This is a genomic window from Pseudomonas graminis, assembly GCF_004364335.1.
Lineage (GTDB): Bacteria > Pseudomonadota > Gammaproteobacteria > Pseudomonadales > Pseudomonadaceae > Aquipseudomonas > Aquipseudomonas graminis_D.
In genome coordinates, this window is sequence record NZ_SOCR01000007.1 from 190,672 (window position 1) to 206,851 (window position 16,180).

Genomic DNA, 16,180 nt, shown 5'->3' on the forward strand with positions numbered 1-16,180 from the left:
GACCCGGCATGAAAGACAGACAGCACCAGACGGACATTTTTTGCACCTACAAGCCTGTGGCTATCGGCCCGCAAAAAAACCATTGGGTTGAATTTCAACTGGTGGACGAGCGCGGCGAGCCGCTGGCTAATCTGCCATGGCGGGCGACGAATCAGGCAGTGCGGGATGGCTGCGTTGCTGAGTACTCGGGGAGCACCGATGCCCAGGGTGTCATTCGACTTGAAGACCTTCACCCGCTCGACGTAACACTGCTGATGCCGGCGGCGCCGTTGGCTGAAGTCCTGCAACAGCGGCGGTTGCGGGCGGTGCGCCCGGAGCCCGAGCGGCCAGGTGCCAGTGACAGCAAACCTCTGTACGGAAAGCAGCGTCCCGGATTTTCGCCGGTGGAAAAACAGGCGATTGAGCAGGGGCATGCCTATCACTACCTGCGAATAGGGCAATTGTGTGATGAGCTGCCGGCGTTCAATCCGCCATGGCCAGAGCTGGATCCACCACCGGCTTATCATTTTCCGGACGCTGAGTTTTCAGGGTTTACCGCACCTTACGAAGCGCTGAACTGTCGGCATGTATTGGAAGTTTGCCCGCTGCGTGCCTGGTCGTTGGTTTTGCACCATGAGCAGGCGTACAGCTTGGCGAATGCCTACAACCTGGGGCTGATGAGTATCTTGTCGTACAGCAACCGTCCGAAGGCTTTATTCGGCTCGCCTGAGTATTTTTTTGCCGAGCAGTGTCTTGATCTGTCGAGAACTCCCAGAGTTTGGGACGGGGGGAAAAATTGGCCCTGTCTGGTGACTGACGTACCGTTCGATAATAGGTATGAGCGCTGCGACGTTTTGGACACTGCCAAAGTTGACATTCCGAAAGGTGATACTCAGCTTTTCTACGTCAGGAACTCTACTCAGATGCTGATAGCTTGGCGGGGAACGGACTTTGACCGCATTCATGCCCCTGACCTTGCTACAGATCTTACCTTCCGTCCTGTCCTGCCTGAGCTGAAAGCTAGCTGTGCGCCATCGGTACCCTGCTTAGAGATGGCGCTTGAAGGTCGGGTGCATTTGGGATTTCAAACAGCCTTCAAGGCTGCGACAAGCTGTTATTCCGAGCACTTGACGGAGGATCTTCCTGAAAACATTGGGGACAGAAAACTCTATATCTGTGGGCATAGCCTCGGGGGTGCGCTGGGATTGATTCACGCAGCTTCGCTCAAGGCACACAACCCGCTTCTATACACGTACGGAATGCCTCGAACTTTTACGCTCAGTGCTTTAAAGGGGTTGAGCGAAATTCGTCATTTCCGTCACGTTAATGACACTGACACCATTCCCAGTGTGCCACCTGAGGCTGACCTCGATAACCACCTCTACAACCTATACGGCCCGTTAGGCACTACGTTGGGTTTCGCATGGTCGATGGGCCAGACCCTCGCGACCAATGTGATCAAGTTCGGCGATCCATACGGCCATCACGGCGAACTTGCCATGTTTTACCGCGTAGAGCAGCACACGCAGAACCGAGGCTCTTCTTACCCTGCATACCGCAGCAAGGATGGGCTCGGCGCGCCTTACTACAACACCATAAAAACCCGACTCCCGGAGCGGCCAAACCTTTACGTGGTGCCCAGTTTAAGCAGCGCAGAAAATGATCAGGCCGAACAATCGCAGCGAGATCTAATGCGTTACCTAACGCCTGGGGACCGAGCGCGCTTCTTCCAACCTCATAAAAACCTGAAACCCGGGGGGCTGCTGGGTATCGGTAACCACATGATGGGTGAGTACATGACGCATATCACTCATCGCCTGATAGCGGCGATCAACCCTAATCGTGTGCCACCGCTTGCCGCGCAGAAAGGGATCAAGCGTTTCGAGCAACAGATGGATAAGTACAACAATTCCTCACCCGAACACGAACACAGGCGCAATACCTGGCTTCTTTCGATGCATCAGAAATCTGAATCGGCTTTAACGGAGACGCAGAAAGCCGAGGGTGGCGTTGAAGCGTTGTTGCGTCTGGACGCATTAGAAAAAGATGTGGTATGGAAATGAAGATTACGATGTCCGGCTCGAGAAGTCCGCTACTGCTTTTGGCAACGGTGACATTATTAGGTGGCTGTGCTCAGGACTATCGACTGTCGCCGGCGCCATATGGTGAGAAAGTTTCACTGACTATTAAGTTGCCCGAAGATCTTGAATTGAGATCCATGCGTGTCATGTACAGATCTGCCGTTTGTCAGCGTGTTACATATGATGGGGACGGTCGGCCGGAGAGAGTGGACGGACATAATGGTTTTGAAGTCCCACTACAGAAGCGCGAGGGGGATCTGTACGGAACAGAGTTATTTGTCGACGGAGGCGGTCCGTGCCAGTGGCGTCTAAGTAACGCCGATTTCGGCGTCAAATACCGGATGCCTACCCCTTTTGGGGAGAAAGTAATACCAGGTTCGGGCGGTGGAGTAGTGATCGTTTTCGATCACAACAATCCGCAGCGGCGAGTGTCTAGCACGATAAACGTGACGGGGGCCGATTTGCGTATTGTTGAAAACTATTATCCCTGGGTGAGCGAGAGCTTTATAGGCGGTTATGTCCAGAGAGTGCGCCTCTCCGGCAGGGGTGGAAGCTACCTCACCTATAATGCGGTGGAGGCGCGAGATATTTATTTCGAGCCAGTGCTTCATCGAAGCTACGTGGTTAAATCTTTAGCGCCTAAAAAACCCATTGCTGGTGAATTCCCAAAATTCTATTACCCGGACGGCACGGTGGAATCCGAGCGGCGAAATAAGCCTAGTTTTGAAAAGATGCAGAAAATTCGCTTGGAAGAGGAGGCGAAGAAGTGAAGCCGCCAGCTGCCCGACCGTCTGTAGTGAGAAATACTCCATGAATTATGTTAAGTCATTTTTAAAGACTTCGGTTTCATGCTTTGTATTGCTCACATTCCTCAGCGGCTGCGCGAAGGACTTCAGCATCTCCCCTCAGCGAGATGGGGAAAAAGTCACGATCACTATCAAACCGCCTGATGAGCTAGAGCCAGAGGTCATGCGTGTGATGTATCGGTCAGCTAAATGCCCACGCATTACTCACGACGGAGACGGCCGTCCCGAAACAATTGAAGGGTACTACGCCTTCGAAGTCTCGCTACACCGCAATGGGGCCGACAATCTCGCGGAAGCAAAGAAATGAAGAGGTTTACGGGAAACAGGCGCCCGGCGGGGTCCTGATCGTTTGGGTGGGAGAAGCGTGTTTAGACTTCCAGGAAATCGGCCGCTTTCAGGGCGACATCGAACCTCGCGGCCCTTATCTGAACGATAAAGGGCTTTACTAAAGAGCTCCAAATCCAGAAGCGCAAACCTGGATAGACCAACACGGCATTCCTCATGGAAGTTGGTAATTCGATTGTCAACGTTCCAAGGGCGCCGCTTGCGAGTTAAATCGTCCACACCGTCAAACGCCGCCACGATCGCGTTGGCTAATACAACGTATTCGCCAGCAAGCCGGCTCCTACAGTCAGGGGCACTTCGAAACAGTGGGCAGTGCCGAGCAGCTTATAACCAATCAACGTAGACAGATAATTACTCAATCAAATTAACCGAGAGCTTCTACAACTATGAAAGACATCATCCGCCTAGGCGACCTCACCACCCACGGCGGCGTCGTACTTCAGGCCTTCCCGCACACCGACCTCAACGGCAAGCCCATCGCCGGAGTAGGGCACAACGTCAGTTGCCCTCTATGCAAAGGTGTTTTCCCCATCGCCGAGGGCAGCGGCACCTACAGCGTGGACGGCATCCCGGTTGCCCTGGACGGTATGAAGACCGCGTGTGGTGCGGCCCTTATCGCCAGCGGGCCGAAGGGCGCCGTCATACGTTGATGACACCTGCGCCGGCCCGCTAATGGCCCGCGGAATCTCGTCGTGACAATCGACGGCGCAATGCCGTCGATCCAAGTCCTGAGAACTCTCCATTCAGATAGCTTACGGTCGAGAAGCTGACTTCGTTCGACTTCGGATGACACACCAGACCGCCTGTCGGGACACGCTTCACCCTTATTAAACTTCCAGCGCTAAACCATTGGTCGGGTCCAGGTTCGCTTTCCTGAATTACAGGTTCATCGATCTCTCTTTATCTCTGTGCGTTCTGCTTAGTTGACCGATCGCCGCACTAAGAAAGCTGAACTTGTTGTTAACAATCCTGATATCAAATTAGCCTGAGAAGGGAGTAACACTATGTTCCTGCACAATAAACGTCTTCAATACACGGTTCGCGTCGCAGAGCCTAATCCGGGTCTGGCCAATCTGCTCCTTGAGCAGTTCGGTGGCGCCCAGGGCGAGCTGGCTGCGGCCACTCGGTATTTCACTCAAGCGTTGGCTGAAGAAGATCCAGGTCGCAAGGATCTGTTGCTGGACATCGCTACCGAGGAATTGAGCCACCTCGAGATCATCGGCTCGATCATCGTGATGCTCAACAAGGGCGCCAAAGGCAAACTGGCCGAAGGCGTGCAAGCCGAAGGCGAGCTGTACCGTGACATCAACGGTGCCGGCAACGATTCGCACATCACCAGCCTGCTGTACGGCGGTGGTGCACCGCTGGTCAACTCTGCTGGCGTGCCATGGACTGCAGCCTACATCGACACCATCGGTGAGCCGACGGCGGACTTCCGCTCAAACATCGCAGCCGAAGCACGGGCCAAGATCGTCTATGAGCGGCTGATGAACGTGACCACCGATCCGGGCATCAAGGACGCGCTGGGCTTCCTGATGACCCGTGAAATCGCGCATCAGATTTCCTTCGAGAAAGCGCTGCATTCGATTCAGCCGAACTTCCCCCAAGGCAAGTTGCCAGGCATGCCCGAGTTCTCCCGGACTTACTTCAGCATGTCCAACGGCGAGCCGAATGTGCGCGGGCCGTGGAACAGCGACGCTGATTTCGACTACGTCGAAAATCCAAAGCCGGCGGTGGATGGCGGTGACGGTACCGCTTCGGTCACGTTGAGCGAAGACGATTCGGTGACGTTGACCATGATGAAAGAGCGGCTAAAGTCTGATCTGGAAGCCGACCCTATGACCGGTGCCGACCTTGGGTCAGGTCTGGCTCAGGGCAAAGCTGAGTAAGCCCATACGGGCAGGGCCGGTATGTGGCTGGCTCTGCCGACCGTGTGACCGATACCCCGTACGGCATGGAGATTTTTAATGAGCAGGTTATTGGAAGATTCGACCCTTGATGAAGCCAGCGAGTTGTTCAACCACGACGCTCCGCTTGACTTCACTTCATGTCTGACGCGCTTCGAAGCAGAAGCGGCTACGCTGGGGCGTGGTTTTAGAACAGCGTTGTTTGTTCAGCAATTCAAAGCCGGACTCTTGCCCAAATCGGTAAAAGGAGTCGATAGACTTCATTAAGATTTGCGGGACCAGCAGGCGGGCTCACGCACGCTCCAGCGGCGCCGGATCGTTTCACCACGCTACTGCCTCATCGATTTTGCCCGCGAAAGCGGGCTTTTTTTTGCCTCTGCGCAGGGGGCGGAATTGGATCCCTGTACAGCGGTGACACGGCCCGAAATCCGCAACGTTGCGAGGCGCTGGACTGATCCGCGATTACCCGCCAATGTATTGGCCTTCGCGCGTGAGCAATGCGTATTTTCAGGCCTGATGCACATCAGGAGAGGGAGCAGATTTGAATCAGCTAAAACGCCTTGAAAGCGGGATCAAGGGCTTCGACGCACTGCTCAAAGGAGGCCTTGTTGCGGGAGCGTCATACATCATTCAAGGACGGCCAGGGTCGGGCAAGACGATCCTCGCCAACCAGCTGGGGTTCAACCACGTCCGCCAAAACGGTCGCGTGCTGTTCGCAACATTGCTCGCCGAACCTCACGACCGTCTGTTTCATTTCCTCTCGACCCTGAGCTTCTTTGATCGCGGGGCGGTGGGCAAGAGCATCCAGTTTGTCAGTGCGTTCGACACCCTTGAGAACGACGGTCTGGACGAAGTCGTGAAGTTGCTGCGCCGCGAGATCAGCCGCCAGCATTCCAGCCTGCTGATACTGGATGGGCTGCTGAATGCCCGCTCCAGGGCAGAATCCCCTCTGGACACCAAACAGTTCATCTCCGAGCTGCAGGGTCATGCCGCCTTCGCTGGCTGCACGGTGCTGTTCCTCACCAGTTCGCAACTCGACGACGGCAGTCCCGAGCACACCATGGTCGATGGCGTTATCGAGATGGGCGAAGACATGGTTGGCTCGCGCACGGTGCGCCGGATCAAGATGCGCAAGACCCGGGGCAGCGGCGCAATCCCGGGCGCCCACGAGTTCGAGATCAACGACCAGGGCATTTCCATCTACCCGCGACTGGAATGCATGCTGACCCGCACCGGTGCCATGCCCGAACAACCCGACGCCATGTTGAGCAGTGGCATTGACGGGCTGGACGCGCACATCGGTGGCGGTCTTGTCCGGTCGTCGGTGACCTTGATCATGGGCCCTTCAGGCGCCGGGAAGACCTCGCTGGGCATTCAGTTTCTGAGCGGCTGCACGGCGCAGGAGCCCGGGCTGTACTTCGGCTTTCATGAGTCACCGCAACGGGCCACGGCCAAAGCGCGCTCTCTCGGAAAAGACTTCGCGGGGCTGCAGGCGTCGGGCGCGTTGCACATCGCCTGGACACCGGCCTCGGCAGGTCTGATTGACCGGGTCTGTTACGACTTGCTCGACAGGGTCGAGCGGCTGCAGATCAAGCGTGTGTTCATCGACAGCCTCAACGCGCTGAGCCGCGCGGCCGCTGATCAGAGCCGGGTCCTGGACGTCTTCGACACCTTGCTCGGCGAACTTCGCGCCCGGGGCGTTACGGTGATGGCGGCATGGGAGGCGCATCGGTTATTCGACGAGCGCGAGAGCATTCCGGCACCGGAAGTCTCCGGCGTGGTGGATAACCTGCTGCTCGTCCAGTTCGTACAGCATCGGACTGAACTTCAACGGCAGGTTTCGATTCTGAAGATCAGAGACAACGCCTATGATCCCTCGCCACTTGAAGTCGTGATGAGCAACGCTGGAATCACCATGAAGAAGGTCTGAGATATGCGATTCGCAACGTGGAGGTGGCCAGAGCCAGTGAGTTGCCTGATCAGCCGGCCGACCTTCGCGACATCGTGGGAAGTGACCCACTGATGCCGACCATTCTGATCATCGATGATGAATACCTGATTGCCGATATCCTCAGCTTCGCACTGGAGGATGAGGGATTCCAGACGGTCGTGGCCGGGAGTGGACGCAAGGCGCTTGAGATTCTGGACCGCGAGCGCCCCGACCTGATCATCACCGACTTCATGATGCCCGGCATGACCGGTCTGGAGCTCGCCGAGACGGTCAAGTCTCGGGAGGTGCACATGTCGACGCCCATCATGCTCATGAGTGGCGCGCAAGCCTATATGGGGGAGGAGCGGCCGGATCTTTTTGATGAAGTGATCGAGAAGCCCTTTGATATCGACAACGTCATCGACAAAATTCGCGCTCTGTTTCAAGCCCGCCAATAAGCCCGCCGGTAAGGTTATCCCGATCCATCGTTCATTACTGTTGAACGAATCGATTCAGCCTCGGGTCGATACTGATAACGCTTACGAGATGGGCAGTGCAATGAATACCTGGTACAGCAAATCGTTGGGCGAAGGCACCGTTGTCTATCGCCGCCTGCGGGCATTGAACGAACTTCGTCATCAAGTGTGTCCCGACGTGTCATGCCCCTATTCGCTGTACATGGACGCCGTCAGCGCGGAAACCATTGTGCTGTTCGACCCCGAGCAGGTTGTGCTGGCCAGCGCCTTTGGCGCCTTGCCTTGCGGGCAACCCCAGGTCAACGGAGTTCGCCTCATCGATCTTGAATACCGCCCTCTGCCTGTCACTTTGCAAAGTGCGCAAATATTCAGCGCTCCACGTCGCCACACGCCACCCGGTTTCTACGCTGAATACCGTGCGTAATGAACCATCCCCTTGAATATTGCAGCTGACAACAGATTAAGCAGATTTCAACCTCGGTGGCTCCGCTCTTTGTCAGTACTGTCCGCAGGAGAATCATAATGGCCGTGGCCGTCGTCAGACTGGAAGGTGAAGACATCCCCCTCGAACATCGGCAGTCGGGTACCACCGTCCTCTTTCGCGTCAAAAACGATGAGGGCGCTGTACTGTACTTTGAAGATGAAGTTGAAGCGGCGAAGTCGGCCGTTGAACTGAGCAACGCCGAGCAATCCTGAATAACCTGGATTATCAGGAGCGGGGTGAGTTGTATTTAGTGGTTGTAGAGGAGGCTTATTATCGCGTCGGCAAACTCTGCCGGAGCTTCTTGCGGCACGTTGTGACCCACGCCCTCTATCACCTGCCGCCGTACCTTCCCTGCAAAGCCGCGCACTGCCGTGCTGCCATCGCGTTTTGATGAGACGCCATCGTCTGCTCCCGCCAGAATGACCGTCGGTACTGTAATCGACGGCTTCTGCGCAAGCCGCTCCTGGATAACCGCATAGTCGGGGTCGCCCGCCACCAGCCCGTAGCGATGGCGGTACGAGTGCGTGACCACGTCGACGAAGTCAGGATTCTCGAACGCCTGGGCCGTGTCAGCGAACGTGGACTCGGCAAATGGCCATGTCGGCGACCAGAGCTTCCAGAGCAAACGGCAAAACTCACCCCGATTGGCCGCAAGGCCCGCGCGCCCGCGCTCCCCGTGAAGGTAATACTGATACCACAGGCGTCGCTCTGTTTCCGGCGAAGCCGGCGTATTGGCAGCAGCGATGTCCTGAATGTTGTAGCCAGGGTCGCAACTGACCAGCCCGGTCACTCGCTCCGGCCAAAGCGCAGCCACCACACACGCGGCGCGTCCGCCCCAGTCGTAACCGGCGAGAATGGCGTGAGGAATATTCAAGGCGTCCAGCAGTGCCAGCAGATCCGCGCCCAGTGCTGCCTGTTCGCCCGAGCGGGGCGTGGCTGAATCTATAAAGCGGGTAGGGCCGTATCCCCTCAGGTAAGGCACGATGCATCTGCAGCCAGCCTGAACAAGTCGCGCCGCCACGTCGTCATAGGCGTGGATGTCATAGGGAAATCCGTGAAGTAATAGAACAACAGGGCCGTCGTCCGGGCCGACGTCGCGGTATGAAACATTCAGCACGCCGGCAACGATGTTCTTCATGGGATGACTCCGACAGACAAGTAGAAGCGAAGCCCTGAAAAAATGCCGGGCTGACGTATGGCGGTAGGGCTTTTAAGAGACTGAAATGTGGGGCGGGCCGTTGCAACCCTGCTCGGAGGTATCGATCGAATCACCGATGCAGCGCAAAGGGCGCATGCATCGGGTGATAACAATGGGGCGGCACTTAATGCCCTGTCCCCATTGCCTGGCCGATCAGGAAACCCAGGATTCGACAGTGTCGGAACCGTGTTCGGCTTTCCATTCTTTCAAGGTTTTGTGATTGCCGCCTTTGGTTTCAACGACTTCACCGGTGTGCGGGTTTTTGTAGACTTTGACGGCGCGGGCTTTGCGAGTGGTCTTCTCGGGGGCGCTGGCGTTCTTGCCCTGTTTGGATCCGGTAGGGTGATCCAGAATCGAAATAATATCTTTAAGGCTCTTATTGTATTCGCCCAGCAGCGTACGCAATTTGCCTTCGAATTCGATTTCCTGTTCCAGGCCTTTATCGCCTTTCATAGCCTCAAGGGCAGCGAGCTGATCGGCAAGGTGACGTTCGAGTTGGCGGTATTCGGCAAGTTTAGACATTGGAACTCCATGTTTCGGTTTGTTGATACTGACGTGCGGCGTTAGCACTGGCGAACATTGGAGCGCACGGTGATTACTGGTGTAACCGCGGACACTGTAGTGCGAGTGGGTGCATGGATGCCAGTACTAACAGCAAACTTTTCTGCCTTGCGTGCAAGGCGATCCGTGCATACGACGCCGGCCGCTTTAAAACTTGCGCGGCGGTCAGGTGTCGGTCAGCGCTGCAGGCTGTATGGCCGGGTTCAACGCAGGTTTCAATGCCAGGCCACCAAACGAGGTGGTCGGGTCTACATAACGCAGCGCCGATTTAATGTCTTTCCAGCCGACGTAATTCATCAGACTTTTAATATCCCAACCGTTGCCGGACGCCCACGTTGCAAATCCCCGGCGCATCGAGTGGCTGCTGTACAGGTCATCAGGCAACCCGGCGTCTTTAAAGATGCGTCGCAACATCGGCACCAGGCTGTGGGCGTTGATGGCCTCCATGGACAGGTTGCCCCAGCGGTCTATCCGGCGAAACACCGGTCCGTGGGTCAGGCCGGCCACGGTGATCCAGTTGATGTAGGCATTAACGGGGCAGAGCGTCTTCAGCGCCGGCGTGCGAAACGTGGTGCCCTCATGCTGGCGATCGCCTTTGGTGTACGGCAGATAAAAGCTGATGCCTTCGCCGGCCTGGGCCTGGGTGTTGCCGATGTCCAGTCTGGCCAGCTCGTCGCCCCGGAACCCGCGCCAGAAGCCGATCAGCACCAGAGCGATCGAGCGTCGGTGACGCATCAGTGTCTTGTGGTCGCCGCGCTGCCAGGCGGCATTGGCTTCGTTCTCCAGCCATGCCACCGCTTGCTCCAGATGACGCAGGAGCAACGGCGCCGCCTGTTTAGCCTGCGCCGGGTGGACGACGCGAATGCCCTTGAGCAGTTGCCGCACGGTGGGCGTTTTGGTCGGGTCCGGGAACCCCTGGGTGACATGCCACTGGGCCAGAGCTGCCAGACGCTGCTTCAGTGTACTGATGGCGTGCTTGTCAGCGTACTCGGCGAGGTAGCGCACGATACCGTCGCCCGTCGTGGGCAAGTAACCGCCCCAGACCACTTCGAAATGCTCGATCGCCGCCCGATAGCTGCGGCGCGTGTTGGCGCGGGTGCCTGCTGACAGGTACCGATCTGCCTTCTCCATACATACCTCAATCGGCGTGACACGGGCGATTTGTGGGCTTTGATCGCCGCTCAGCCGGCTGAAAAGCGATAAAGCACTATTATCGGCTGCTGGTAGAAACATTTCCACATAACATTTTAGCTGGTATCGTACCCTGTAATAACGTGTTACGTAACACGGTACGAAATCGTAGGAGACGGCATGGCACGCGGAGGCATCAATAAGGCGGTGGTAGAGCGCGCCCGAAAAGCGTTGTTGAGCAAGGGCGCTTACCCGAGCATCGACGCCGTGCGCGTGGAACTGGGCAATACGGGCTCGAAAACCACCATCGCCCGCTATCTGAAAGAGCTGGACGCCCAGGCGCCGGCCGAAACGTCGTCTCGGGCGCGCATGGGTGAAGAGCTCAAAGCATTGGTTGAGGGTTTGCTTGATCGACTGACGGAGGAGGGCGCAGCGGTCGTCGCCCAGGCGCAAGCTGACTTCGATCGCCAGCGAGAAGCGGCAGAAGCCCGGCTGGAAGCCCTTGAGTCGGAGCTGAAATCAGCCCGGCATCAGTGCGAATCCCAGCACGCCGCGCTCACCGAACAGAGCGCCCGACTGCAAACCACCCACTCCTCCTGGCAGTCGGAACTGACGCGCAATGCCGGTCTGAGCCAGCAGTGCCAGGACCTTGAGCGGCGCGTGCAGGACAAAGACCTGCAAATCCAGTCCCTCGAAGAAAAGCATGTGCACGCCCGCGCGGCACTGGAGCATTACCGTGAGGCCATCAAGGAGCAGCGCGAGCAGGATCAGCGTCGCCACGAAGCCCAGCTTCAGCAGATCCAGCTCGAGCAGCGAAAACTTCAAGAGACGCTGGTGATCAAGCAGGATGAATCAACACGGCTAAACCGCGACAACGAGCGCCTGCTCGGCGAGATGCGTCAACAGGCCCGGGCGTTGGCAGATCAGCAAGACCAGGCGCAGCGCCTCGCCTCGGAACTTCGCACCGCCCAGATGTACACCGCGAAAGCCGATGGCGCCCGCGAGCAACTGCAAGAGCAGCTGGCGGCTGTAAAAGCGGAAAGCAAGTCCCTGGCGAAAGCGGTGGCACTGGCCCATGAGCAACTGACGCAAGCCAATCAGCGCGTGGCTGTGTTGAACGAAGACAACGACAGCCTGCGTGCTCAGGTGCAGCTCAACATTGCAACAGCGCCGCCGATAGAGACGTAAGCGACCCACCGGTCTTCAGCTTGCGGAAAGCCATGTCAAATCAGCCCATCCCCGACGTCATCACACCCGCCAGCTCCTCGACGGTCGCCCTGGCCCGGGGCTCGCTGTTCAAGTTCGTGTTCCTGCTGGCAGGCGTGTTTCTCCTGGCCGCTTACTTGCTGGCGTTCCTCGCCCATGACCTGGACCGCAACGAAGAGATCGAAAGCGCGTTCTACACCGAGAAAGCGCTGACCTCCTTGCAGAAAACCCTGACCGTCACGGCCAGGGACTACGCGTTCTGGGGCGATGCCTACCGCTACCTCCATTTGGAAGTCGACCCGGACTGGGCGTTCGTCCGCCAGAACATCGGATCGACGTTGTTCACCGATTTCGGGTTTCAAGGCGTGTTTGTCATCGATGACACCGGCCGCACGGTGTACGCCGTCATCGAAGGGCAACTGGAAAAGGTCGATGCCACACCTTGGCTAGGACAGGCCAGGGACCTGCTGCTGGCCAAGGCTCGGGACGGCGCCGAGACCGAAACCCCGGTCACCGCATTCATTGACTTGAACGGCACACCCGCGTTGGTTGCCGCCGCCGCCATCACCCCAGGCACCGATCCAAGTGTCACCCCGGATGGCCGCGTGCCCTCGGTGCTGATCTTCGTCGACGTGCTCGACGACGCCAAACTGGCCTTGCTGGGCAAGGAGTACGGCGTCGATGGTCTGCACGTCGCCACGCCCGACGAGCGCCATCAGGTATCGATCTTTCCGTTGGGCGAAGGCGGTGCTGCCGGGGCCTTGCACTGGACGCCACCCAAACCCGGCCTGCGCTTGCTGACCCTCGGCCTGCCGCTGATTGGTCTGGCCGCCGTGCTGGTGTGCCTGATGACCTGGGCCATCCTGCGTCGCGCCACCGCCGCCGCGCGCTCACTCGATGACAGTTACGCGTCCCTGCAGAACAGCGAAAGTGCATTGGCCATCAGCGAGGCGCGCTTTCGTGATGTGGTGGAAGCCAGTTCGGACTGGGTCTGGGAAATCGACAGCGAAGGGCGTTTTACCTACCTCTCTGACCGCTTCGAAATCGTCACCGGTCTGGACCGCGGGCAGTGGATCGGCGCCTTGATGGACGATCTGCTGCAGACCGAGCTCGGCCAGGTGTCCCAGTGGCTGGCGATCCCCAACCGTCGCCCCGACATCACCATTCAGTGCCGTTACCTGGAAACCTGCGGTCGCGAGCGCATCAGTCGCCTCTCGGCGCGGTCGATGGCGGCGGGCGGATTCCGTGGCACGGCCACCGATGTCACCGAAGAAGTGGAAGCCCGTCGGCGCATCGAGTTTCTCTCCCAGCACGACGCCCTGACCGGGCTGCCCAACCGGGTGCGGTTGCAGGAGTTTCTGGATGGCAAACTGAAAGCGCTGCCCACCCTCGACCAGCCGCTGGTGATGCTGAGCATCGATCTGGACCGCTTCAAGCCGGTGAATGACCTGCTGGGCCACGCCGCCGGCGACCGCGTACTCAATGACGTATCCAGTCGTCTGTCCGATTGCGTGCGCCATGGCGACCTGGTCGCGCGGGTCGGCGGCGACGAATTCGTGCTGATCCTCAGCGACACCCGCAACCAGGACGAAGTCGAGGCGTTGTGCCGGCGCCTGATCGAGTCCATCGAGCGCCCGGTGCAGATTGACGATCAGGAAATATTCGTCAGCGCCAGCATCGGCATCGCCATGGCGCCCACCGATGCGCGCGAGGCCGCCGAACTGCTGCGCTACGCGGACATTGCGCTGTACGAGGCCAAGGCCAGCGGCCGCGGCACCTGGCGGTTTTACGCAGGCGACATGAACGCCAAAATCATCGAGCGCCGGCGGCTGGAGAGCGACCTGCGCTATGCGATCAAACACAACGAACTGCGCCTGCATTTCCAGCCGCGCTTTCGTTTGTCCGACGGCCAAATGGTCGGCGCCGAGGCGCTGGTGCGTTGGCAGCATCCCCAGCGCGGCCTGATTCCCCCGGACACCTTCATTCCCATCGCCGAAGAAAGCGGGCTGATCATCCCCCTCAGCGACTGGGTCATGAACCAGGCGTGCAGTGAAGCCGCACGCTGGCCGAAACAGCTGTTCATTTCCATCAACCTGTCGCCTGCCGAATTCAAGCGCGGCAACCTGCCGGCGCGCATTCAGTCCGCCCTCAAGGCCACCGGGATCGAGCCGTCGCGGGTGGAACTGGAGATCACCGAAGGCGTGGTGATCGAAGATGCCGTAGGCGCGCTGGATATCATGCTGACGCTGAAACAACTGGGGGTGCGCATCGCTATGGACGACTTCGGCACCGGGTATTCGTCGTTGAGTTACCTGCGCACCTTCCCTTTCGACGGATTGAAGATCGACCGCAGCTTCCTGACACGCCTCAGCGAAAGCGAAGGCGATCGCTCCATCGTGCAGGCCATCGTCGGGCTGGGGCGGGCGCTGTCACTCACGGTCACGGCCGAGGGCATCGAAACCGCCGAGCATCTGCAGTTGCTCAAATCAGTGCAGTGCGAGGAGGGGCAGGGCTATTTCCTCAGTCACCCGCTGACCACCTCGGACTTCCACGCGCTACTGGCCGCGAGAAAGACGGCGGCGGCGGACACAACCGTATAAAGTGCGCGCGCTGTCACGGCAGCGCCGCTTCCATCCATCACACCCGCTGCCGCACCCGGCCACTGTTTATTTCTGGAGTGATCATGACTCACCCGCGCGCTGTTTTCACCGAAGGCTCGGTGGCCCGGCACGTGTTGGTGATGTCGAGCACCAGTGCGTTGAGCCTGCTGGCGGTGTTTCTGGTGGACATCTTCACGCTGCTCTACGTCTCGATGCTTCACGATCCGTTGCTGCTCGCTGCGACGGGGGTGGCGAAAGTGCTGATCTTCCTCAACAGTGCCGTCTCCAGCGGGCTGATCATTGCCGCCGCAACGGTGCTGTCCGAGCGGATCGGCCATCGCGCCTCGAAGGCATCTTCGCGGCTGGTCACGCACTTGATGTTAATGGTGGTGATCGCGTCAGGCGCTGCGGCGGCGTTGCAACTGGGGCTGCTGGTGCCGCTGACCCGTTGGCTCGGCGCGGACGCCAGCACCTACGAAGCCGCGCGGATATTCATCTGGCTAACGTTGCCATTCAGCGTGCTGCAGTCGGCCATGCAGATGTCGGCGCAGATCCTGCGAACCGCCGGCGACAGTCGCCGCGCCCTGTGGGTCGTACTGTCGGGCGCGGCCACCCTGGCGCTGGCCGATCCGCTGTTCATTTTCGGCTTTGGCCTGGGCCTTGAGGGTGCGGGGATTTCCTATGCGCTGTCGGCGCTGGTGTCCCTGGGCCTGGGCATTTACTGGCTGCGGGCGCGGCTGGCGATGCCGTTTTCCGTCCGCTGGCGATTGCTGCGCCTGCACACACGCAAGGTCATGCAGGTCGGCTTGCCCGCCATGGTCGGCAATCTGGCGACGCCGGTGGGCCTGACCTATCTGGTCTCGTCGATCGGCGCCTACGGCACGTCGGCGCTGGCGGCCATGTCCGTGATGGATCGCGTCATGCAGTTCGCTTACTGCGTGTTCTTCTCCCTGCCCAGCGCCCTCGCGCCGGTGCTGGGGCAAAACATCGGCGCCCATCGCCACGCCCGCGTCGCATCGGCCATCGTTTTCAGCCGCAAGCTGGTAATCGTCTATGGCCTGCTGGTCTGGGCGGTGCTGCTGTTGGTGGCCACTCCGCTGGCCGACACTTATGAGCTTGAAGGCACCGGGCGCGCGATCTTTCTTGCGTTCTGCCATGTCGGCGGCGGGCTGTGGGCGCTGATCGGGCTGGATTTCGTGGCCATCTCGATGTTCGTCACCCTGGGCCGGCCCTGGCTGGTGGCGCTGTTCGCCTGGCTACGGGCAACGCTGGGGACCGTGCCGTTCGTGCTCGGCGGAATTCATCTGTTCGGTGCGGCCGGTGCGTTCCCGGCCATGCTCACCGGTAACGCATTGATTGCCGTGACATCGATTACAATCGCGTCCCTGACGGCGAGGCGGTTTTTCCGGCGCCGGGGCGACGTCCAGGCTGTGGCATGAGCAGGCCACTGCCGCGCACGGTCAGGCTTTATGCGAA

16 protein-coding genes are annotated in these 16,180 nt (G+C 58.9%); 13 read left to right on the forward strand and 3 right to left on the reverse strand.

The features are described from left to right. Positions 1 to 8: 8 nt before the first annotated feature. From EC919_RS14860 to EC919_RS27190, 10 genes are all read left to right on the forward strand, one after another. Entirely contained in the window at positions 9 to 2,042 is a 2,034-nt protein-coding gene (locus tag EC919_RS14860; RefSeq protein ID WP_133775132.1) for a lipase family protein, read from the forward strand. Continuing rightward, the gene (locus tag EC919_RS14865; protein WP_133775134.1) at positions 2,033 to 2,830 is read left to right on the forward strand and encodes a hypothetical protein; all 798 of its coding nucleotides are present in this window, start codon (positions 2,033 to 2,035) and stop codon (positions 2,828 to 2,830) included. Before EC919_RS14860 ends, EC919_RS14865 begins: the two co-directional genes overlap by 10 nt. Positions 2,831 to 2,870: 40 nt before the next feature. Further along, positions 2,871 to 3,173, forward strand: coding sequence for a hypothetical protein (locus tag EC919_RS27185; RefSeq protein WP_166650551.1), 303 nt, complete (start codon positions 2,871 to 2,873; stop codon positions 3,171 to 3,173). A 424-nt stretch (positions 3,174 to 3,597) separates the two neighbouring features. Next, on the forward strand, positions 3,598 to 3,861 hold the full coding sequence (locus EC919_RS14875; protein WP_133775136.1) for a PAAR domain-containing protein: 264 nt from the start codon (positions 3,598 to 3,600) through the stop codon (positions 3,859 to 3,861). A 354-nt stretch (positions 3,862 to 4,215) separates the two neighbouring features. Next, positions 4,216 to 5,100: a manganese catalase family protein gene (locus EC919_RS14880; protein ID WP_133775138.1), complete on the forward strand. Its 885-nt coding sequence runs from the start codon at positions 4,216 to 4,218 to the stop codon at positions 5,098 to 5,100. Between the two features lie 78 nt (positions 5,101 to 5,178). Continuing rightward, positions 5,179 to 5,385 carry a hypothetical protein gene (locus tag EC919_RS14885; RefSeq protein WP_133775140.1) on the forward strand — a complete coding sequence of 69 codons (207 nt, stop codon included), beginning with the start codon at positions 5,179 to 5,181 and terminating at the stop codon, positions 5,383 to 5,385. Between the two features lie 274 nt (positions 5,386 to 5,659). Next, positions 5,660 to 7,048, forward strand: a complete 1,389-nt coding sequence (locus tag EC919_RS14890) for an ATPase domain-containing protein (RefSeq protein ID WP_133775142.1) — start codon at positions 5,660 to 5,662, stop codon at positions 7,046 to 7,048. Positions 7,049 to 7,140: 92 nt separating this feature from the next. After that, the gene (locus EC919_RS14895; protein ID WP_133775144.1) at positions 7,141 to 7,506 is read left to right on the forward strand and encodes a response regulator; all 366 of its coding nucleotides are present in this window, start codon (positions 7,141 to 7,143) and stop codon (positions 7,504 to 7,506) included. Positions 7,507 to 7,606: 100 nt separating this feature from the next. Beyond that, complete coding sequence (locus tag EC919_RS14900) at positions 7,607 to 7,948, forward strand: hypothetical protein (protein WP_133775145.1); 342 nt, start codon at positions 7,607 to 7,609, stop codon at positions 7,946 to 7,948. Positions 7,949 to 8,046: 98 nt separating this feature from the next. Beyond that, entirely contained in the window at positions 8,047 to 8,220 is a 174-nt protein-coding gene (locus tag EC919_RS27190; RefSeq protein WP_166650552.1) for a hypothetical protein, read from the forward strand. Positions 8,221 to 8,255: 35 nt separating this feature from the next. On the opposite strand, the gene EC919_RS14905 is transcribed toward EC919_RS27190, so the two are convergent. From EC919_RS14905 to EC919_RS14915, 3 genes are all read right to left on the reverse strand, one after another. Continuing rightward, a complete protein-coding gene (locus EC919_RS14905) occupies positions 8,256 to 9,146 on the reverse strand; it encodes an alpha/beta fold hydrolase (RefSeq protein WP_133775147.1) in 891 nt (296 codons plus the stop codon). 213 nt (positions 9,147 to 9,359) lie between these two features. After that, on the reverse strand, positions 9,360 to 9,728 hold the full coding sequence (locus EC919_RS14910; protein ID WP_065990779.1) for a histone-like nucleoid-structuring protein, MvaT/MvaU family: 369 nt from the start codon (positions 9,726 to 9,728) through the stop codon (positions 9,360 to 9,362). A 204-nt stretch (positions 9,729 to 9,932) separates the two neighbouring features. Continuing rightward, the gene (locus EC919_RS14915) at positions 9,933 to 10,898 is read right to left on the reverse strand and encodes a tyrosine-type recombinase/integrase (protein WP_166650553.1); all 966 of its coding nucleotides are present in this window, start codon (positions 10,896 to 10,898) and stop codon (positions 9,933 to 9,935) included. Between the two features lie 180 nt (positions 10,899 to 11,078). On the opposite strand from EC919_RS14915, the gene EC919_RS14920 reads away from it, so the two are divergent. The 3 genes from EC919_RS14920 (at position 11,079) to EC919_RS14930 (ending at position 16,143) form a co-directional block, all read left to right on the forward strand. Beyond that, a complete protein-coding gene (locus EC919_RS14920; RefSeq protein ID WP_133775151.1) occupies positions 11,079 to 12,086 on the forward strand; it encodes a DNA-binding protein in 1,008 nt (335 codons plus the stop codon). 32 nt (positions 12,087 to 12,118) lie between these two features. Then, entirely contained in the window at positions 12,119 to 14,704 is a 2,586-nt protein-coding gene (locus EC919_RS14925; RefSeq protein ID WP_133775153.1) for a bifunctional diguanylate cyclase/phosphodiesterase, read from the forward strand. 83 nt (positions 14,705 to 14,787) lie between these two features. Next, the gene (locus EC919_RS14930; RefSeq protein ID WP_133775155.1) at positions 14,788 to 16,143 is read left to right on the forward strand and encodes an MATE family efflux transporter; all 1,356 of its coding nucleotides are present in this window, start codon (positions 14,788 to 14,790) and stop codon (positions 16,141 to 16,143) included. Positions 16,144 to 16,180: the final 37 nt, after the last annotated feature.

Coding starts and splice junctions, on each gene's coding strand:
- EC919_RS14905 (WP_133775147.1), bottom strand. CDS start 9,146: ATGAAGAACATCGTTGCCGGCGTGCTGAATGTTTCATACCGCGACGTC.
- EC919_RS14880 (WP_133775138.1), top strand. CDS start 4,216: ATGTTCCTGCACAATAAACGTCTTCAATACACGGTTCGCGTCGCAGAG.
- EC919_RS14930 (WP_133775155.1), top strand. CDS start 14,788: ATGACTCACCCGCGCGCTGTTTTCACCGAAGGCTCGGTGGCCCGGCAC.
- EC919_RS14865 (WP_133775134.1), top strand. CDS start 2,033: ATGGAAATGAAGATTACGATGTCCGGCTCGAGAAGTCCGCTACTGCTT.
- EC919_RS14860 (WP_133775132.1), top strand. CDS start 9: ATGAAAGACAGACAGCACCAGACGGACATTTTTTGCACCTACAAGCCT.
- EC919_RS14920 (WP_133775151.1), top strand. CDS start 11,079: ATGGCACGCGGAGGCATCAATAAGGCGGTGGTAGAGCGCGCCCGAAAA.
- EC919_RS14885 (WP_133775140.1), top strand. CDS start 5,179: ATGAGCAGGTTATTGGAAGATTCGACCCTTGATGAAGCCAGCGAGTTG.
- EC919_RS14900 (WP_133775145.1), top strand. CDS start 7,607: ATGAATACCTGGTACAGCAAATCGTTGGGCGAAGGCACCGTTGTCTAT.
- EC919_RS27185 (WP_166650551.1), top strand. CDS start 2,871: ATGAATTATGTTAAGTCATTTTTAAAGACTTCGGTTTCATGCTTTGTA.
- EC919_RS14910 (WP_065990779.1), bottom strand. CDS start 9,728: ATGTCTAAACTTGCCGAATACCGCCAACTCGAACGTCACCTTGCCGAT.
- EC919_RS14915 (WP_166650553.1), bottom strand. CDS start 10,898: ATGGAGAAGGCAGATCGGTACCTGTCAGCAGGCACCCGCGCCAACACG.
- EC919_RS14925 (WP_133775153.1), top strand. CDS start 12,119: ATGTCAAATCAGCCCATCCCCGACGTCATCACACCCGCCAGCTCCTCG.
- EC919_RS14895 (WP_133775144.1), top strand. CDS start 7,141: ATGCCGACCATTCTGATCATCGATGATGAATACCTGATTGCCGATATC.
- EC919_RS14875 (WP_133775136.1), top strand. CDS start 3,598: ATGAAAGACATCATCCGCCTAGGCGACCTCACCACCCACGGCGGCGTC.
- EC919_RS27190 (WP_166650552.1), top strand. CDS start 8,047: ATGGCCGTGGCCGTCGTCAGACTGGAAGGTGAAGACATCCCCCTCGAA.